The organism is Thiohalocapsa sp. ML1 (assembly GCF_001469165.1).
In the GTDB taxonomy this organism is placed as follows: Bacteria; Pseudomonadota; Gammaproteobacteria; order Chromatiales; family Chromatiaceae; genus Thiohalocapsa.
This window is the reverse complement of the sequence record NZ_JABX01000026.1, coordinates 46,803-63,174: the sequence shown is the minus strand read 5'-3', so window position 1 is coordinate 63,174 and position 16,372 is coordinate 46,803. Positions and strand designations below refer to the sequence as shown.

The window sequence follows — 16,372 nt, the reverse complement described above, 5'->3', positions numbered from 1 at the left end:
CGAGCAAAGCCATGCCAGGCCGTCCTAAGCCATCGCCGCGCAGCCGAGGTCTAGCGACCCCGGTCGCCGCGCCCGCGCCGAGCCGTCTGCCGCTCGCGCCAGCCCCGCTCGCCGGTGCCGACGCGCGCCCGCGCGGCACGGGCCAGCGCGCGCTGGCCGGCGAGGCAACGCGCGCAGAGCGCACCGCGGCCGACGCGGCCGCCGAGCGCATGCGCAGCCGGGCGCGCAGCGCAACCCCGGTGGTGCGCCGACCGGCGGCGCCGAGCCGGCCGGCCGCTGCTGCGCCGAGCCCGGCGCCTGCTCCGGGCATGGCGCGCGGGCGCCTGCACCCGCTCACCGACGCGGCGGCCAACGAGCGCCTGTATGCCTACGAGGCGGCCGTGAAGGGCGCCTTCGATGCCATCGTGCCGGTGCTGCAACGCATCGCCACGGAGCGCTGCGAGCCCGATTTCATCGAGCGTGCCCAGGGCATCGCCCGCGCCGAGCTCGGTTTCGAGCTGCCGGCGCACATCCTGGAGGCGACCTGGGTGACCGGGCTCGACATGCGCCGGCTGTTTGCCGCCTGCGTCTTCGAGACCTACCGGCGCTTCAGCGACGAGTTCTACACCGCCGACCCGCTCCGGGGCCGGGACGGTGCGGCCTTCCAGGCCCTGCTGCAGGACTGCGGTTTCCATCTGATGGACATCACGCCCTGCGCCGACGGCCGGCTGGCGCACGCCATCAGCTACGTGCTGCGGCTGCCCTATGGTGCGGTGCGGCGCAAGTCCTACGCGGGCTCGCTGTTCGACATCGAGAACACCGTTGAGAAGTGGGTCGAGACCGAGTTTCTGCGCTTCCGCGAAGGCGTGCCGAACACCGCCGACGCACCGACGCGCTATCTCAAGGTGGTGCTGTATCACTTCAGCAGCGTCGACCCGGCACACCAGGGCTGCGCCAAGCACGGCTCGGACGACGCCGCCGCCGCCCGCGAGGGCTGGGAGCGCCTGCGGGCCTTCCGCCAGGCGGTCGAGAACGGCTTCTGCTGCGGTGCCTCCGTGGACCTGCTGCTGATCGGCATGGACACGGACACCGATGCCATCCGCGTGCATGTGCCCGATGCCGACGGCTGGTGCGACCTCGAGCAGTGGCTCGACGCCCGCAAGGTCCACGAGATCACCCAAGGTCTGACCGCCGACGAGGCGCGCCGACGCATCCTGGAGCTGGTGCGCGCGCATGCGCCGGGCAAGGCCGCGCGCTTGGCGCAGCCCCCGGGCGATTCGGCCTGGGACGGCATGACCCGGCTCATCGCTTGGCTGATCGAGCAGAACCTCTCGCAGATCGACTACGTGCGGAGCTACCACGCCGGCGGCTATGCCGACATCGGCCACGCGGAGCGCTTCATTGGCGCCGGCATCGGCTTCGAGGAGATCCAACTGCGCAATCTCACGTACTTCGCGTACCTGAGCACGGTGGAGGAGGGCGCCGCGGACCTGGATGTCGGCATCAAGATCTTTACGGGGCTCAACGTATCGCGGCAGTTGCCCGTGCCTATCGTCGTGCGCTTCGACTACCACGGCAAGGTGCCGGGGTCGCGGGAGCGGGCGGTGGGGCATTGCGAGCGCGTCGCGGCAGCGCTGAAGGCACGCTATCCGAGGCTCTGCGACGACGGGCTGCTGCACTGCCTGCGGGCCGTGCGCGACTGCGATGCGCAGGCGCCCATCGAGGTGGTCGGCTCGTCGCTGGCCCCGGCCGCCGCCGCGGCGCACTGAGGGTTTGCAACGGCCATGAAGATCTGTCGCGTCGTGAGGCCCCTGGTGAGCACGTACCGGATTCCGGAGTTCGAGCACAAGCACCTGCAAGTCGTGCAGGACGGCAGCGCGCAGGCCGTGGCGGTGGACGCCATCGGCTGCAAGCCGGACGACTGGGTGATCTGCGTCGGTAGTTCCGCCGCCCGCGAGGCCGCCGGCAGCAAGTCCTACCCGAGCGATCTGACCATCGTCGGGATCATCGACAACTGGGACCCGGATCGGGTCTGAACGAGGCGCGCGGCATGGAGATCAACCAGGTCGTTGGCACGCTGGTGTGCACGCATCGGGTGGCGGGCCTCGACCATAGCAGCCTGCGGATTCTGCAAGACCGCAAGGGCAAGCTGCTGGTGGCGACGGACCCCGTGGGGACGCGCCCCGGCAACTGGGTGTTCACCGTGAGCGGCTCCGCCGGGCGCTTCGCGATGGGCGACCCGGACATCCTGACCGATCTCACCATCGGCGGGATTATCGACGACTGGGAGCCGGAGGAGGTCGCGAAACCCGCCCCGGCACAGGCAACCGACAGCGGCGCCACCGAGACGGCGGCACCGCAGACCACAGACCGCGCACAGGCCGCATGACGCCCGCGCTCACAACGAGGATCGACACATGGCCGAACGTCGGCTTGGTATTGCACTCGGCTTGATCGAGACCCGCGGTCTCGTTCCCGCCATTGAAGCGGCGGACGCGATGACCAAGGCGGCCGAGGTCACCCTGGTGGGCCGCGAATGGGTCGGCGGCGGTTACGTCACCGTGCTGGTGCGCGGCGAGACCGGCGCCGTCAATGCCGCGGTGCGCGCCGGTGCGGACGCCTGCGAGCGCGTCGGCGACGGCCTGGTGGCCGCGCACATCATCGCCCGGCCGCATGCGGAGCTGGAGCCGCTCCTCAAGCAGTCCGGCGACACCTTCGCGCCGGGCGACCAACGGCGCTGAGTCGCTGCGACAACGAGAATTCCGCCCGGTCGCGCCGCGCACCGGGACCGCTAGGCAGGTTTTCAACGAGCTGACACAGACGGAGACAACGCAATGGCGAACGAGACCATGGGCATCGCCCTCGGCATGATCGAAACCCGCGGCCTGGTGCCGGCCATCGAGGCGGCGGACGCGATGACCAAGGCGGCGGAAGTGCGCCTGATCGGTCGCGAGTTCGTCGGCGGCGGCTACGTCACCGTGCTGGTGCGCGGCGAGACCGGTGCAGTCAACGCGGCGGTGCGCGCCGGTGCGGACGCCTGCGAGCGCGTCGGCGACGGCCTGGTGGCCGCGCACATCATCGCCCGCCCGCACCGCGAGGTGGAGCCGGTGCTGCCCAAGGGCGGCGCTGAGTGAGGGCCTAGGAGCTAGGGGCTAGGGGCTAGGCTCCAGCACCTAGCACCTAGCACCTAGTACCTAGTACCTAGCACCTAGCACCTAGCACCTAGCACCTAGTACCTGAAGTCGGGACGCTGACCCCCGGCGCACAATCCCAACGGAGAGTAAAAAAATGGCAAGCGAGACCATGGGCATCGCCCTCGGCATGATCGAAACCCGCGGCCTGGTGCCGGCCATCGAGGCGGCGGACGCGATGACCAAGGCGGCGGAAGTGCGCCTGATCGGTCGCGAGTTCGTCGGCGGCGGCTACGTCACCGTGCTGGTGCGCGGCGAGACCGGTGCAGTCAACGCGGCGGTGCGCGCCGGTGCGGACGCCTGCGAGCGCGTCGGCGACGGCCTGGTGGCCGCGCACATCATCGCCCGCCCGCACCGCGAGGTGGAGCCTGTTCTGCCCAAGGGCGGAAACGCTGAGTGAGGGGCTAGGGGCTAGGGGCTAGGGGCTAGGGGTTAGCCCCCGGATTGCTGGGCGGCGCCTTATGGCGACAAGTCGCTTGAGGGCAATAGGGCCAAGGGCGCCCTCCTCGGCCCTAGGCCCTAGGCCCTAGGCCCTCGGCCCTTCGCCCGCTCGGTACCCTGGCAGGTCTGAGGCCTCGCCCCCCTAGCACCTAGCACCCAGCACCTAGCACCTGGCATCTAGCACCTGGCACAGAACCTAGCACCTGAACCCCATGCGTACCGCCTCCATCCATCCGCGCACCCTCGGCTACCTCGGCCGCGCGCTCAGCCTGGAGTACTCTGCCGTGCAGCAGTACATGACCCAGGCCGGGCTCGCCGACGCCTGGGGCCTCAAGGACGCCGGCGACCGCTTTCGGCGCGAGGTGGTCGAGGAGCTCCAGCACGCGGATCGGCTCGTGAAGCGCATGCTGGGCTTGGGCGTCGCGCCCAACGCCTCGCAGTTGCGCCCGGCGGGCGTCGCGCGCAATCTGGTCGACCTGCTGCTGCAGGATCAGGTGCTGGAGGCGGAGATCGTCGCGCTGTACCAAGAGGCGACGGACTTCTGCCGGCGCATCGGCGATGTCGAGAACGCTGCCTTCTTCGGCGGGCTGCTGCATGAAGAGCAGCACCACGCGGGCGAGATCGACGCCTGGCTCGAGACGCTCGGCGTCGCACCGGCGGGAAGTCGCGATGACCGGGCCTACTTCTGACGCAGCGGGTCCCCCGAGCGCGCCGCCGACGCCGGCGCACGGCTGGCGCCGTCGGCAGCGACCGCTGCGACTGGAGCGCCGGATCGAGTTTGCGGACTACGACGCACTGCGGGACTTTCTGGACCAGGTCGCGGACCTGTCGGAAGCGACCGGCGTCTACCCGAATCAGAGCTTCGGGCGCACCTATGTGAACCTGGCGCTGTTCGCGGACGACGACAGCGACGAGATCAGCGCCGCTGCGGAGGCCTTCGCCGAGCGCGTCGATGGCTTTCTACAAGCTGACAACTGAAAGCTGACAACTGAAAGCTTACAACTGAAAGCTGACAACTGAGGAGCGAGGTCCATGAGCGAAGAGCAGGCGACCGCAGAGGGCACCAGCACCGCGACCCCGGCTCGGCGCACCAGCGCCGCCACCAGCCGCCGCCGCGGCAGCACCGAGAAGACCGCCGACGCCACCGGCGGCCCGGCGCTGCCGCCGCAGCGCGACGACCCCTTCCAGGCCGCACCGCGCATCTGGCCCGACTGAGCCCGGCCGGCGGCACGCCCGCCGGAACGGCGCCGCCTAGGCGCTCGATCCGTCCGTGGCCCTAACAACGCGTTGCATTGACGCGCCCCGCTGGAGCAGGGCGCGTGATCGCGCTATGCTGCCGCGTCTTGCTCGACGACGGTGAATCGCAGCGGAAGCACTGACGAGCCGCCTGCGGCCGACTCGGCCCAACGGCCGCGCGGCCGGCAGCGGCGGCAGACGCCAAGTGCGCACGGCAACGCCAGCATGTCCCACGCCCACGACGGCCGCTACCCCTTTCCCGGGGGCGCGGACTATCTCATCCGCCACGCCACGCTGCGCCAGTTGCAACTGCTGGAGGCCATCGTGCGGCTCGGCAGTTTTACGCGCGCCGCCGAGGAGCTGTTCCTGACCCAGCCCACGGTGTCGATGCAGATCAAGAAGCTGTCCGAGACCCTGGGCACGCCGCTGTTCCGCCACGTGGGCCGCACCGTGGAGCCCACCGACGCCGGCCGCGAGGTCTATGGCGCTTGTCGCGAGATCCTCGGCACGCTGACGGACCTGGAGGTCAAGCTCTCCGACCTGAAGGGCTTGAAGCGCGGGCGCCTGCGGCTCGGCGTCGTGACCACGGCCAAATACGTCGCGCCGGAGATCCTGGGGGCCTTCTGCAAGGAGTATCCGGGCATCGAGGTGTCCCTCGGCGTCACCAACCGCGAGCACATTCTGGAACGCCTGATGGCCCACGACGACGACCTCTACGTCGCGGGCCAGCCTCGGGACGACCACGACCAGGTCGAGTCCATCCCGTTCGCACCGAACCCCCTGGTGGTGGTCGCGCGGGTCGACCACCCGCTGGCGCTGGAGCACGACATCCCCTTCGACCGTTTGGTCGAGGAGAACCTGATCCTGCGCGAGCCGGGCTCCGGCATCCGCGATGCCGTCGTCAAGTGCTTCAACGAGCACGGCCTGACCCCGCGCGTGCGCATGCAGCTCGGCAGCAACGAGGCCATCAAGCACGCCATCGTCGGCGGTCTGGGCATCTCGGTGCTGTCGCTGCATTCCCTGCGGCTGGAGAGCGTCGGCGGCGGGCTTGCGCTGCTCGACGTGCAGGGTTTCCCGATCATGCGCCGCTGGCATCTGGTGTATTGGCGCGGGCGGGAGCTGTCGCTCGTGGCGCGCACCTTTCTCGACTTCGCCATCGCCTACGAGCCGGAGATCCAGGTCCGGCTCGCCATGGCCAAGGCCGCCTTCGAGGAGACCCGCGAGCGCCTGCGGCGCGAGGCGGGCGCCAGCACATGAGCATCGGCGAAGATCGCTACCCCTACCCCGTCGCGCATATCGGCATCATCGGCGGCGGCCAGCTCGGGCGCATGCTGGTGGCCGCCGCCAAGCGCATCGGCTGCGTCTGCACCGTGCTCGACCCCTACCCGAACAGCCCGGCGGGGCAGCTCTCCGGCCAGCAGATCGTCGGCACCTACCACGACCCGGCGGCGCTGCGCGAGCTGGTCACGGCCTGCGACGTGACGACCTTCGACATCGAGGATATCGACACCGACGTGCTGGCCGAGCTGTTGCGCGAGGGCCATCGCATCTACCCCTGCCCCGGGCTGCTCGCGGACATCCAGGACAAGCTGCGCCAGAAGCAGGTGCTGGCCGACGCCGGCATCCCGAGCGCCGGGTTCGAGGCCGCGGATGCGCCGTCGGCCGAAGCCTTCGCGGCCTTCGGCTATCCGCTGGTGCAAAAGGCCCGTCGCGGCGGCTACGACGGCCGCGGCGTGCAGGTGATGCGCGAGGCCGCCGATTTCGCCAAGCATCTGCCGGTGCCGTCGCTGGTGGAGCGCTTCGTGCCGGCGCGGCTCGAGCTGGCCGTCATGGTCGCCCGCGGGCAGGACGGCGGCACCGTCGCCTATCCGGTGGTGGAAATGTGCATGCGCCCGGCCGAGAACGTGCTGGACCTGCTCATCGCGCCGGCGCGCATCGATGCCGCCACCGCGGCGGCGGCCCGGCGGCTCGCGGTGGACACCGTGGAGGCGCTGATGGGGGTCGGCATCTTCGGCGTCGAGATGTTCCTGACCGAGGCCGGCGAGCTGCTGGTCAATGAGGTCGCGCCGCGCACGCACAACTCCGGCCACTACACCATCGAGGCTTGCACCACGGACCAGTTCGAGCAGCACCTGCGCGCGATCGCCGGCCTGCCGCTCGGCGCGACGGACCTGCTCTGCCCGGCGGCGATGCTGAACCTACTCGGCGAGCCCGGCTTCAAGGGCCGGCCCGTCATCCGCGGGCTGCGCGCGGCGCTCGCGATCCCGGGCGTCTCGGTGCACCTGTACGGCAAGGCCGAGACCCGCGCCCATCGCAAGATGGGCCACGTCACCGTGCTCGACGCCGACGTCGAGCAGGCCCGCGCGAAGGCCGAACAGGTGCGCGCGCTGATCCGCATCGAAGGAGAGGAGATCGCATGAGCGACCCCGCAGCATCGGCCCCGCTGGTGGGCATCATCATGGGCAGCGACTCCGACCTGCCGGTCATGCAGGCCGCCGCCGACGCGCTGACGGAGCTCGGCGTGCCCTTCGAGATGACCATCGTCTCCGCGCACCGCACCCCAAAGCGGCTCTACGACTATGCCGCGAGCGCCATGGACCGCGGGCTCAAGGTCATCATCGCCGGCGCCGGCGGCGCCGCCCATCTGCCGGGTATGGCCGCGGCCATCTCGCCGCTGCCGGTCATCGGCGTGCCGGTGAAGAGCAAGGCCCTGTCCGGGCAGGACTCGCTCCTGTCCATCGTGCAGATGCCGCCCGGCGTGCCGGTGGCGACCGTCGCCATCGACGGCGCCCGCAACGCGGGGCTCTTGGCGGCGCAGATCCTCGCCGTCGGCGACGCGGCGCTGCTCGCGCGCGTCGCGCAGTTCAAGCGCGACCTGGAAGCCCAGGTGCTCGCGAAGGTGGAGCGGATGGCGGCGGGGGAGATTACCGCCGAGACCGTGGCGAAGGGGCGCGTCGGGGCCTGATCGGCGGCGGGCGCGGGATTGCTCGCGTCCAGTCTCGATTCCGATCTCGGTCCGGGTGCGGCTGAGGCCGCACCGGTTTGGCCGGTGGTCAGGCTGCGGCCACGTCGGCCTGCGACACCATGGCCTTCACCCACGACTCCATGGCGTTGTTCGCGAGCGGCATCGGCGCCTCCAGGAAGCTCAAGACGAAACGATCGCCCATGTCCGCGACGCCGATAGAGCGCGGGCGCACGGCCATCACGTGCGGGTTCGGCAGGTGCGTGCCGAAGCAAAACACGACGTGCTTGGCGGCCTTGATGTCGCCTGCGATCTCGCCCTCCGGCAGCGCGCTGGTGTGGGCGTGATGGTCAAACTCGGCGATCATCTGCGCCACCGGGTGCGCCTCGACGCAGTCGCGCAGATAGGTCAGGATCGCGTCGACGTCGGCATAGCGGCACTCCTCCTTCGGCACTTCCAGCGTGTAGACGGGGTACTTCTCTTGGAGCAGGGTCTGTTTCATCGTCGTTCTCGTCGGAGCTTTGGTCGCATGGGTGATAGTGCAGCGGAATTCTAGGGATTCGCGCACCGAAGGCATTGAAGATTCGCAGCGCTCGCGAGCCGCATGCCGGCGGCGTGTGACCGGCGCCCTGTGCCCGCCGCGCGCAATCTGGCACAGTGGGGCGCTCCCGAAGCCCGCGCACAGGAGACGCCCATGTCCTGGAAAACCCGCCACCGCTCCTTCTACTACCAGGGCGCACCAGAGCCCGAGGAGCTGCACCTGCCGCCGGCCGAGACCGCGCTGCTCTGCATCGATGTGCAGAACTACGGCATGGCGCTGCATGATGATCCCGCCGAGCGCGCGCGCTGGGCGCCGTTCCACGAGCGCATGCGCGGCACCGTCATCCCGCGCCTGCGCGCGTTGCAGGACAGCTTCCGTGCCAATGGCATCGACGTGATCCATGCGCGCATCGCCTGCCTGCTGGAGGACGGTCGCGACCGCTCCTTGAGCCAGAAGATGCCGGGCTGGAACAACCTGCTGATGCCGCTCACCACGGAGGCATCGCAGATCGTGCCGGAGCTCGCGCCCGCGCCCGGCGAGATCGTCGTCACCAAGACCACGGACAGCGCGCTCACCGGCACCAATCTGCGGCTCGTGCTCGGCAACATGGGCATCCGCAACGTCATCGTCGCCGGCATCTACACCGATCAGTGCGTGAGCTCCACGGTGCGCAGCCTCGCCGACGAGAGCTTCAACGTCGTGCTGGTGGAGGACTGCTGCGCCGCCGGCACCGACGCGCTGCATGAGCAGGAGCTGGCCATCATCAACATGATCTACTGCCACGTGGTCACCAGCGCGGAGCTTCGCGCCATCATGGGCCTCGCCTGAGGAGCCGCCGCCATGCCCAGCACCAACCTCGGACGCTCTCTGCCCGCCCTGCTGCTCGCCGGCGCCTTTGCCGTGGCGGGCCTTGCCGTCGGCGCCGGAGACCTTGCCCGCTTCGAGCTTGACGACGGCAGCGTCGTCGTCGGCGAGCCGCTCAGCCTTGCCGACGGCGTCTATCGCATCCGCACCCCCGCGCTTGGTGAGGTCACCGTCGACGCCTCCCGCGTGCGGCGCATGAGCCGCGCCGACGATACGGGTGGTGGTGCCGCGGGTGCTTGGGGGGCTGCGCCCGGCGCACCGACGGGCGCCGATCCGGCCGCGGCCGTCTCGGCGGCCGACATCGAGGGTCTGCAACGCCGCCTCATCGGCGATCAGGGTGTGATGGAGTCCATCATGGCCTTGCAGCAGGATCCCCAGCTTAAAGCCGCGCTCGCCGACCCCGAGCTCATGGGGCTCGTCATGTCCGGCAACATCGAGGCCCTGCGCAACCATCCCGCCTTCGGGCGGCTCATGAACCACGAAGGCATCCGCGCCATCATCGAGCAGGTCGTCGGCCCCGACGGCCAACTGCGCTGACCCCGGGTACGCCGGCTTCAGCCGGCCCGCGCGGGCAGGAGCCGCGCCCATCTCGGTCCTCGGCACCAGCTTCCGTACGCGCCCCGGCGGCCATCAGCTCTCGGTCGTCCCCCCACTCAACAGTCCAACCATCTCCCGCAGCCCGACCGCCTCGACACTCTCCGCGATCGGATAACGGTCCTCGCCGGCATGAATGACGAAGGCCTTCGCCGGTTGGATGTCCTCGACCGCGTTGTAGAAGCCGCGCTGGGGCTTGGCCGCGAGGCTGCGCTTGATCTCGACCGCCCAAGTGCCCCGGCTGCCGCCAAGCTCCAGGAGCAGGTCGATCTCGGCGCCGGCTGCCGTGCGGTAGAAGCTGGTCTGGGTTCGGCTTGGGGCAGCCGTGACCAGGTTCTCGATGACGAAACCCTCCCAGCTCGGGCCGGACACGGGGTGCCCGAGCAGATCCTCGACAGTCTCGATGTTGAGTAGTGCATGCGTCAGGCCGCTGTCCCGGACATAGGTCTTCGGGGATTTGACCAGACGTTTGCCCACATTGGCATGGAACGGCGGCAGTCGGCGTACCAGAAGCAGGTCCACCAGCAGGTCGATGTAACTGCTGACGGTTGGCGCCGACACACTCAGGCTCGAGGCCAGGCGTGAGGCGTTGAGCAGGGTGCCCTGGTTGTGCGCCAGCATGGTCCAGAGGCGTCTCAGGGTCTCCGCCGGGATGCGCGGTCCGAACATCGGCACATCGCGTTCCAGATAGGTGCGGACAAAGCTCTCGCGCAGCGCCAGGCTGTCGTCGTCGGTGGCCGCCAAGAAGCTGTCGGGGAATCCGCCGCGCAGCCAAAGCTGCTCGAGGTCGCCGCGGTCTACTTCGTCAACCGTCAGCGGGGCGAGATCCACATAGGTGATTCGACCGGCCAAGCTTTCCCCGGACTGGCGCAGCAGGTCGATGGTCGCCGATCCCAGGATGAGGAAGCGTCCTGTACGGCGTCCGGCGCGCCGGCCGGCGTCGATGATCCCGCGGAGCGCCTCGAACAGGGCAGGCACCCGGTGGATCTCGTCGAGAATGACGAGCTTGTCGACGTGTCTATCCAGGAAGAGCACCGGCTCGGAGAGCTTGTCCCGGTCCGCCGCGGCCTCGAGGTCCAGGTAGATGGACGGCCGAGTCTTGGCGATCTCGTGGGCGAGGGTGGTCTTGCCGACCTGGCGCGGCCCGATGAGGGCGACCGCGGCCTGGCGTGCCAGGGCAGCTTCGACTTTTGAGCGAACGGCGCGAGGTATCATTGTTGCAAACTAAAAGTAACGTTTTAGATATACAAGGATACCCGCCGACATCGATTCTTTCACATGCGAGATTTTCCGGAGTTTTCGCGTCTCCCAAGGGTCGGGCTGGCACCACCGGATACTGCGGCTCCTGCATCAGCGCCCGCAGCAAGCCGGAAGCAGTTCCCCGGGCCGCCGCTCCGCCACGCCTTCGGGCCGGACATGAGCCACGCGGGCATCCGCGCCATCATCGAGCAGGTCGTCGGCCCCGACGGCCAACTGCGCTGACCCTGGGTACGCCGGCCTCAGCCGGCCCGCGCGGCGGCCCGCCGCGCTCATGCCGGCGAATTGGCCGGCGCCTTCCCATTCGCGCCGCACCCCGATCGCAGCACAATTTCGCGGTCGATGTTCCCTGTTGACCCTAGACGTCCCGACGTCTAGACTCCCGCCATGAGCGAAACGCTACCCAGAAAAGCCCCCGGCACGGTCCGCGACGCCATCGTCTACGTGATGGCGCTGACCTCGAAGCCCCTGACCGTGCAAGAGATCGAAGCGCGCGTCCGGAAGATTACAGGGGATACGCCGCCGTCATCGATTCGCTCCTATCTCCGGTTGAATACGCCGGAGTTGTTCGTGCGCGAAGAGCGCGGCGTCTACCGGCTGCGTCACTCGCCGCAAACCCCGGTCCAGCGCGAGCTGCCGGCAATCGATGACTGGGCACCGCCGTGTGACCTCGGCGGAGTCATGCTGCACCATGCGGACTGTTTCGACTGGATCGAGAGCCGGGAACCGAACAGCCTGCATGCGGTGGTCACCGACCCGCCCTACGGCCTGCACGAATACTCCCCGGAACAGCAGGCCAAGCTGCGCTCGGGCAAGGGCGGTGTGTGGCGAATTCCTCCGTCATTCGATGGCCATCAGCGCTCGCCGCTGCCGCGCTTCACAACGCTGACGCAGGACCAGCTTGAAGAGCTGCACGGCTTCTTCTTCACCTGGGGGCGTCTGCTCTTGCCCAAGCTCGTGCCCGGCGCGCACGTGGTGGTTGCCTCCAATCCCCTCGTGTCCTACATCGTGTCGCAGGCACTGTCCGGCGCGGGCTTTGAGCGAAGGGCCGAGATCGTCCGGCTGACCATGACCATGCGCGGCGGCGACCGACCGAAAGCGGCGCACGAAGAATTCAGCCAAGTCAGTGTCATGCCGCGCTCCATGTGGGAGCCCTGGGTGGTGTTTCGCAGGCCGATCGAGGGCAGGGTGCAGGACAACCTTCGCAAGTGGAAGACGGGTGGCTTTCGGCGTCCGTCCAAAGACAAGCCGTTTGGTGATGTCATCGCGTCCGCACCGACCCGCAAGCAAGAAAGAGCGCTCGCGCCCCACCCGAGCCTGAAGCCGCAGCACTTCATGCGCCAAGTGGTTCGCGCGGTTCTGCCACTGGGGGAAGGTGTTGTCCTCGACCCTTTCGCAGGGGCCGGATCCACTCTGGCCGCCGCGTTGTCGCTGGGCTATGACTGTATCGGTGTCGAGAAAGACCGACATTATTTCGACGTCGCCTGTGTGGCGGTTCCGAAGCTCGCGCAGCTCGCACAAGCGAAGGACTGACGCGACGGAGAGATGCGACCGACTGAATCAGGCGCGATAGATCCAGTTCTCGCGGAGCTTCTTGATGCCGTCCTTGTGAAGGGTGGCAGTTCTTGTGCCAAGCTCCCCGCGCGGGTTTCTTCTGAAGTCGTCGATACTGACGTGGCCTAGATAGAGCTCGGTGAAGCTCATAGGGCGTCTGTTGGTTGAATGCTCAGAGGAAACGGAGTTTCTTTCTATAGCCATCGGCGGGCGTCCTGTCTTTCAACGATGGGGTGATCAATGGCGAAGCGTAATCGAAAGTGAGTGACGCCCGCCCCAGCCAGGCGAGTTCCAGGCACGGGCGGCAGCAGCAACGTATCGCAAGCAAACCACCGTCTGGGCGATCGAAATCGCGGCTCGCGCCGCGGAACGCCGAGGGGAGTCGGCGCTCCCGTCCGTGCCCGGCTCAGCCGGCGGTGGCCGCATCCCGAATCGCGAGCTTCTTGCCGGCCAGCCACACCAGCACCAGCACCGGCACGCCGATGAGGGTGGTGAAGATGAAGAAGCCGGGGTAGCCGATACCGTCCACGATGCTGCCGGAATAGCCGCCGAGGGTCTTGGGCAGCAGCGTCATCAGGGACGAGAAGATGGCGTACTGAACAGCCGTGAACTGGACGTTGGTGAGGCTGGACAGGAAGGCGACGAAGGCGGCGCTGGCGAGCCCTGCGGCGAGGTTGTCGGCGAACACCGTCGCGTACATCAGCGGCACGTTATGGCCGGCGTAGGCGAGGCCGACGAAGGCGAGGTTCGTCGCCGCCGATAGGACCGCGCCGAGCATCAGGATGCGCATGACGCCGAAGCGGGTGGCCAGGATGCCGCCGAGGAAGCCGCCGACGATGCTGACCAGCACGCCGAAGGTGTTCACGGCCTTGGCGATCTCGGGCTTGGTGAAGCCGAGATCCTGATAAAAGACATTGGCGATGACGCCGAGCACGATGTCCGAGATCCGGTACAGCCCCACCAGCGCGAGCAGCAACAGCGCGGTGGCGAGCCCGTAGCGGCGGAAGAAGTCGAGCACCGGCGCGATCCAGGTCTCGGCGGCCATGGCGCGGTCTACGGTGCCTAAGCTCACGAGCCCCCAGCCCACGAGCCCGGCGACGCCGATGGCGAGCGCGAGCCGCACCGCCTCCACCAGCAGGGTCGCGAAGGCGCCGCCACCGACGGCGGCCTTGAGCGCGGCGGCGGCACCGGCGCTGAAGAAGAAGGTGCCCGCGAAGGCGGCCGCGGCGCACAGAAACACCAATACCAGCCGCGCGTAGCTCGACGCGGGATAGGGGTAGGCGAGCTTGCGGCTGCGCTCGGGCTCCGGCACCACCAGGGTGGTGACGATACCCACCAGCATGGTGCCGGCCATGATGTTGTAGGTCAGGCTCCAGGCGGTGAACGAGTAGGACTCCGCGGACGATAGAAACGCCGCCGCCAGAAACAGCGCGCCGGCGCCGCTGGTGACCATGCCGATGCGATAGCCGACGATGTAGGCCGCGGACAGCGTGCCCTGCAGTTCCGGCGGTGCGGACTCGATGCGATAGGCGTCGATGCAGATGTCCTGCGTCGCCGCCGAGAAGCCGAGCATCACCGCGGCCAGCGCCATGCGCACCAGCGCATCGCCGCCCTGGGCGGGATCCACCGACGCCATGAGCAGAATCGCCGCCACGATGGCGAGCTGCGCCAACAGCAGCCAGCCGCGCCGGCGCCCGTAGCGTCGCGTGAGCCACGGCAGCGGCAGCCGGTCCACCAGCGGCGCCCAGACGAACTTGAACGAGTAGCCGAGCGCCGCCCAACTGAAGAAGGTGACGGCGTTGCGCTCCACACCGGCCTCGCGCAGCCACAGCGACAGCGACGAGAAGATGAGCAACAGCGGGATGCCGGCCGAGAAGCCGAGGAACAGCATGGTCACGACGCGGCGGTCGCGGAAGGCGCCGATGGCATCGCGCCAACGGCCGGGCTGTCGGGCGCCGCGGCCAGTGTCCGCGACTGCCGGCGCCGCCGCAGCGGCGGTGCCTGCGATGGGAACGCTGGTTGCGGAGAGGTCTTTCGGCTGGTTCATGCGGCGGTGCTGATCTGCTGACGGGTCAGGGCTCGACTGGCCCGGCATGCTAACCCGAAAGCGCCGGATCTTCGGCGCCGATGTCGGGCGGCGGCGTCCATCCGCGGCGCGGCTTCTCCCCTCCGCCGTGTGCTGATCGCGAGCGTCGGACAATTCCCGGCGGCGCTCGCATAGAATGCGAGAGTGCCTGATCGACGCGACCAGCTCTTCGGCCGCGGAGTCGTTTCATTTCCCCGGAGTACCGCATGGTCCGTCGTCGTGTCGTCGCGTTCAGCGTCCTCGTGCTCGGCCTGCTGCTGGCGGCCGGCTGCGCCACCCCGCCGCGGCAGCTCATGCCGACGCCGGTGGTCTATCTGGAGCCCGACGGTCAGCCGGTGCTGTCGCTGCCGGCCGAGGCCCGCGGCGCAACCACCGACGTGAATCTGCTCTACATCACCGACCGCGCGCCGGAGACCGGCTCCGAGACCGGTCTGCCCTACGGCCAGGAACGCGCCAAGCGCATCGAGTTCGGCACGGCCAAGGTCAAGATCGGCCCCGATGTCTCCTGGTCCGTGCTGGAGCAAGAGAGCCGGCTCGCCGAACGTACGCGCGGCCTCGACCTGAGCCTCGGGCGCGTGCAGCGCATCGGCGCCTTTCCGCCGGAGCCCTACGACATCCGCATCGGTGCCGAGGGCTTCAGGTTCCGCGACGACGCCACGCTGTCGCAGCACCTGAGCGCCAAGCGGCAACTGCAGGAAGAGGTGCAGCGGCGCCTCGCGAGCTCGCCGCGCAACGAGGTCTTGCTCTACGTGCACGGCTTCAACGAGACGTTCGAGACCTCCGCGTTCACCGCCGCGGAGCTCTGCCACTTCCTGGGTCGCGAGCCGGTGTGCGCCTTCTTCACCTGGCCCGCGTCGGCGACGGGCAATTTTCTGACCTCCTACACCAGCACCACCGAGTCCGCCGACTACGCCCGCAACCACCTGAGGAAGGTCATCCGCACGCTGGCGACGACGCCCGGCGTCGAGCGCGTGCAGCTCCTCGCCCACAGCCGCGGCACGGCGCTGCTGCTCGGCGCCGTGCGCGACCTGTTCTCTGAGGTGATCTCCGCGGGCAAGGAGCCGGCTGAGGTGCTGAAGGTGGACAACATCGTGCTGTTCTCGCCGGACATCGACATGGAGGTCGCCGCACAGATGATCACGTCCTTCGCGTCGGACCCGGACGTGTTCACGGTCTGGCCCAGCGGGCGCTTGCCGCGCGCCCTGCGTGGTCGCTTCACCGTCTACTCGTCGCCGCAGGATAGGGCGCTGCTCGTTTCCCGCATCCTGTTCCGCAGCCAAAGCCGCGTCGGCAACCTGCGGCCCGAGGACATCAAGCAGGCGTCTCAGGACGACCTGAAGCGGCTCGGCCAGATCGACGTGATCGTCTACGAAGGCGAGCGTACCGACGCCTTCGGCCATGCCTATTTCACGACTAACCCGCTGGTCAGCTCGGACGTGATGGAGCTGTTGCGCTACGGCAAGAAGCCCGGCGAGCCCGGCCGCGAGGACCTCGTCCAGGTCGGGCCCATCGTCTGGACGTTCCCGTCCGAGAGGCGGTAGCAGGGCACTGGGACCGCCGGCATCTTGCCAGCGATTGGTCCTGGCCGCAGACGCGGAGCGGGACGGGTGGGGGCGTCTCGGCGGCGAGGGATTGGCCCGAGCCTATACCGACAGCGAGCCGGATTA

The 16,372-nt window shown here is 68.8% G+C and carries 20 protein-coding genes; 16 read left to right on the top strand and 4 right to left on the bottom strand.

What is annotated here, in order from left to right; genetic code table 11:
- The first annotated feature begins 11 nt into the window (after positions 1-11).
- The 12 genes from ML01_RS16615 to purE all read left to right on the top strand — a co-directional run bounded on the left by ML01_RS16615 (position 12) and on the right by purE (position 7,812).
- Positions 12-1,748, top strand: a complete 1,737-nt coding sequence (locus ML01_RS16615) for a carboxysome shell carbonic anhydrase (protein WP_082674357.1) — start codon at positions 12-14, stop codon at positions 1,746-1,748.
- 15 nt (positions 1,749-1,763) lie between these two features.
- Entirely contained in the window at positions 1,764-2,015 is a 252-nt protein-coding gene (locus ML01_RS16610) for a carboxysome peptide A (RefSeq protein WP_058556520.1), read from the top strand.
- 14 nt (positions 2,016-2,029) lie between these two features.
- Positions 2,030-2,368, top strand: a complete 339-nt coding sequence (locus ML01_RS16605) for a carboxysome peptide B (protein ID WP_082674356.1) — start codon at positions 2,030-2,032, stop codon at positions 2,366-2,368.
- 28 nt (positions 2,369-2,396) lie between these two features.
- Positions 2,397-2,720 carry a BMC domain-containing protein gene (locus tag ML01_RS16600; protein WP_058556519.1) on the top strand — a complete coding sequence of 108 codons (324 nt, stop codon included), beginning with the start codon at positions 2,397-2,399 and terminating at the stop codon, positions 2,718-2,720.
- A 93-nt stretch (positions 2,721-2,813) separates the two neighbouring features.
- Positions 2,814-3,113 carry a BMC domain-containing protein gene (locus ML01_RS16595; RefSeq protein WP_058556518.1) on the top strand — a complete coding sequence of 100 codons (300 nt, stop codon included), beginning with the start codon at positions 2,814-2,816 and terminating at the stop codon, positions 3,111-3,113.
- Positions 3,114-3,267: 154 nt separating this feature from the next.
- Positions 3,268-3,570, top strand: coding sequence for a BMC domain-containing protein (locus tag ML01_RS16590; RefSeq protein ID WP_058556517.1), 303 nt, complete (start codon positions 3,268-3,270; stop codon positions 3,568-3,570).
- A gap of 253 nt (positions 3,571-3,823) precedes the next feature.
- A complete protein-coding gene (locus tag ML01_RS16585) occupies positions 3,824-4,300 on the top strand; it encodes a bacterioferritin (protein WP_058556516.1) in 477 nt (158 codons plus the stop codon).
- Positions 4,281-4,589, top strand: coding sequence for a 4a-hydroxytetrahydrobiopterin dehydratase (locus ML01_RS16580; RefSeq protein WP_058556515.1), 309 nt, complete (start codon positions 4,281-4,283; stop codon positions 4,587-4,589). The genes ML01_RS16585 and ML01_RS16580 overlap by 20 nt, the downstream gene beginning before the upstream one ends.
- A gap of 54 nt (positions 4,590-4,643) precedes the next feature.
- Entirely contained in the window at positions 4,644-4,826 is a 183-nt protein-coding gene (locus ML01_RS16575) for a hypothetical protein (protein ID WP_058556514.1), read from the top strand.
- Between the two features lie 246 nt (positions 4,827-5,072).
- Complete coding sequence (locus tag ML01_RS16570; RefSeq protein WP_058556513.1) at positions 5,073-6,104, top strand: LysR family transcriptional regulator; 1,032 nt, start codon at positions 5,073-5,075, stop codon at positions 6,102-6,104.
- A complete protein-coding gene (purK, locus tag ML01_RS16565; protein WP_058556512.1) occupies positions 6,101-7,267 on the top strand; it encodes a 5-(carboxyamino)imidazole ribonucleotide synthase in 1,167 nt (388 codons plus the stop codon). Before ML01_RS16570 ends, purK begins: the two co-directional genes overlap by 4 nt.
- The gene (gene purE / locus ML01_RS16560; RefSeq protein WP_058556511.1) at positions 7,264-7,812 is read left to right on the top strand and encodes a 5-(carboxyamino)imidazole ribonucleotide mutase; all 549 of its coding nucleotides are present in this window, start codon (positions 7,264-7,266) and stop codon (positions 7,810-7,812) included. Before purK ends, purE begins: the two co-directional genes overlap by 4 nt.
- An 88-nt stretch (positions 7,813-7,900) precedes the next feature.
- On the opposite strand, the gene ML01_RS16555 is transcribed toward purE, so the two are convergent.
- Positions 7,901-8,311, bottom strand: coding sequence for a DUF6858 family protein (locus ML01_RS16555; protein WP_058556510.1), 411 nt, complete (start codon positions 8,309-8,311; stop codon positions 7,901-7,903).
- A gap of 192 nt (positions 8,312-8,503) precedes the next feature.
- Between ML01_RS16555 and ML01_RS16550 the strand changes: the two genes are divergently transcribed.
- Together ML01_RS16550 and ML01_RS16545 are read left to right on the top strand one after the other, a co-directional pair.
- Complete coding sequence (locus ML01_RS16550) at positions 8,504-9,178, top strand: cysteine hydrolase family protein (RefSeq protein ID WP_058556509.1); 675 nt, start codon at positions 8,504-8,506, stop codon at positions 9,176-9,178.
- Positions 9,179-9,190: 12 nt separating this feature from the next.
- Positions 9,191-9,751, top strand: a complete 561-nt coding sequence (locus ML01_RS16545; protein WP_058556508.1) for a hypothetical protein — start codon at positions 9,191-9,193, stop codon at positions 9,749-9,751.
- Positions 9,752-9,844: 93 nt separating this feature from the next.
- On the opposite strand, the gene ML01_RS16540 is transcribed toward ML01_RS16545, so the two are convergent.
- Complete coding sequence (locus ML01_RS16540) at positions 9,845-11,023, bottom strand: ATP-binding protein (RefSeq protein WP_058556507.1); 1,179 nt, start codon at positions 11,021-11,023, stop codon at positions 9,845-9,847.
- Between the two features lie 429 nt (positions 11,024-11,452).
- On the opposite strand from ML01_RS16540, the gene ML01_RS16535 reads away from it, so the two are divergent.
- Complete coding sequence (locus ML01_RS16535; protein ID WP_173865188.1) at positions 11,453-12,598, top strand: DNA methyltransferase; 1,146 nt, start codon at positions 11,453-11,455, stop codon at positions 12,596-12,598.
- 27 nt (positions 12,599-12,625) lie between these two features.
- Here the strand turns inward: ML01_RS16535 and ML01_RS28905 are convergent, their stop codons facing one another.
- Both ML01_RS28905 and ML01_RS16530 read right to left on the bottom strand, forming a co-directional pair.
- On the bottom strand, positions 12,626-12,769 hold the full coding sequence (locus ML01_RS28905; protein ID WP_156427783.1) for a hypothetical protein: 144 nt from the start codon (positions 12,767-12,769) through the stop codon (positions 12,626-12,628).
- A gap of 256 nt (positions 12,770-13,025) precedes the next feature.
- The gene (locus tag ML01_RS16530; protein WP_216819208.1) at positions 13,026-14,666 is read right to left on the bottom strand and encodes an MFS transporter; all 1,641 of its coding nucleotides are present in this window, start codon (positions 14,664-14,666) and stop codon (positions 13,026-13,028) included.
- Between the two features lie 245 nt (positions 14,667-14,911).
- On the opposite strand from ML01_RS16530, the gene ML01_RS16525 reads away from it, so the two are divergent.
- On the top strand, positions 14,912-16,246 hold the full coding sequence (locus tag ML01_RS16525; protein WP_058556506.1) for an alpha/beta hydrolase: 1,335 nt from the start codon (positions 14,912-14,914) through the stop codon (positions 16,244-16,246).
- The last annotated feature ends 126 nt before the right edge of the window (positions 16,247-16,372 follow it).

Excerpts from the sequence above, each read along its gene's own strand:
- ML01_RS16615 (WP_082674357.1), top strand. The coding sequence starts at position 12 with ATGCCAGGCCGTCCTAAGCCATCGCCGCGCAGCCGAGGTCTAGCGACC.
- ML01_RS16610 (WP_058556520.1), top strand. The coding sequence starts at position 1,764 with ATGAAGATCTGTCGCGTCGTGAGGCCCCTGGTGAGCACGTACCGGATT.
- ML01_RS16605 (WP_082674356.1), top strand. The coding sequence starts at position 2,030 with ATGGAGATCAACCAGGTCGTTGGCACGCTGGTGTGCACGCATCGGGTG.
- ML01_RS16600 (WP_058556519.1), top strand. The coding sequence starts at position 2,397 with ATGGCCGAACGTCGGCTTGGTATTGCACTCGGCTTGATCGAGACCCGC.
- ML01_RS16595 (WP_058556518.1), top strand. The coding sequence starts at position 2,814 with ATGGCGAACGAGACCATGGGCATCGCCCTCGGCATGATCGAAACCCGC.
- ML01_RS16590 (WP_058556517.1), top strand. The coding sequence starts at position 3,268 with ATGGCAAGCGAGACCATGGGCATCGCCCTCGGCATGATCGAAACCCGC.
- ML01_RS16585 (WP_058556516.1), top strand. The coding sequence starts at position 3,824 with ATGCGTACCGCCTCCATCCATCCGCGCACCCTCGGCTACCTCGGCCGC.
- ML01_RS16580 (WP_058556515.1), top strand. The coding sequence starts at position 4,281 with ATGACCGGGCCTACTTCTGACGCAGCGGGTCCCCCGAGCGCGCCGCCG.
- ML01_RS16575 (WP_058556514.1), top strand. The coding sequence starts at position 4,644 with ATGAGCGAAGAGCAGGCGACCGCAGAGGGCACCAGCACCGCGACCCCG.
- ML01_RS16570 (WP_058556513.1), top strand. The coding sequence starts at position 5,073 with ATGTCCCACGCCCACGACGGCCGCTACCCCTTTCCCGGGGGCGCGGAC.
- purK (WP_058556512.1), top strand. The coding sequence starts at position 6,101 with ATGAGCATCGGCGAAGATCGCTACCCCTACCCCGTCGCGCATATCGGC.
- purE (WP_058556511.1), top strand. The coding sequence starts at position 7,264 with ATGAGCGACCCCGCAGCATCGGCCCCGCTGGTGGGCATCATCATGGGC.
- ML01_RS16555 (WP_058556510.1), bottom strand. The coding sequence starts at position 8,311 with ATGAAACAGACCCTGCTCCAAGAGAAGTACCCCGTCTACACGCTGGAA.
- ML01_RS16550 (WP_058556509.1), top strand. The coding sequence starts at position 8,504 with ATGTCCTGGAAAACCCGCCACCGCTCCTTCTACTACCAGGGCGCACCA.
- ML01_RS16545 (WP_058556508.1), top strand. The coding sequence starts at position 9,191 with ATGCCCAGCACCAACCTCGGACGCTCTCTGCCCGCCCTGCTGCTCGCC.
- ML01_RS16540 (WP_058556507.1), bottom strand. The coding sequence starts at position 11,023 with ATGATACCTCGCGCCGTTCGCTCAAAAGTCGAAGCTGCCCTGGCACGC.
- ML01_RS16535 (WP_173865188.1), top strand. The coding sequence starts at position 11,453 with ATGAGCGAAACGCTACCCAGAAAAGCCCCCGGCACGGTCCGCGACGCC.
- ML01_RS28905 (WP_156427783.1), bottom strand. The coding sequence starts at position 12,769 with ATGAGCTTCACCGAGCTCTATCTAGGCCACGTCAGTATCGACGACTTC.
- ML01_RS16530 (WP_216819208.1), bottom strand. The coding sequence starts at position 14,666 with ATGAACCAGCCGAAAGACCTCTCCGCAACCAGCGTTCCCATCGCAGGC.
- ML01_RS16525 (WP_058556506.1), top strand. The coding sequence starts at position 14,912 with ATGGTCCGTCGTCGTGTCGTCGCGTTCAGCGTCCTCGTGCTCGGCCTG.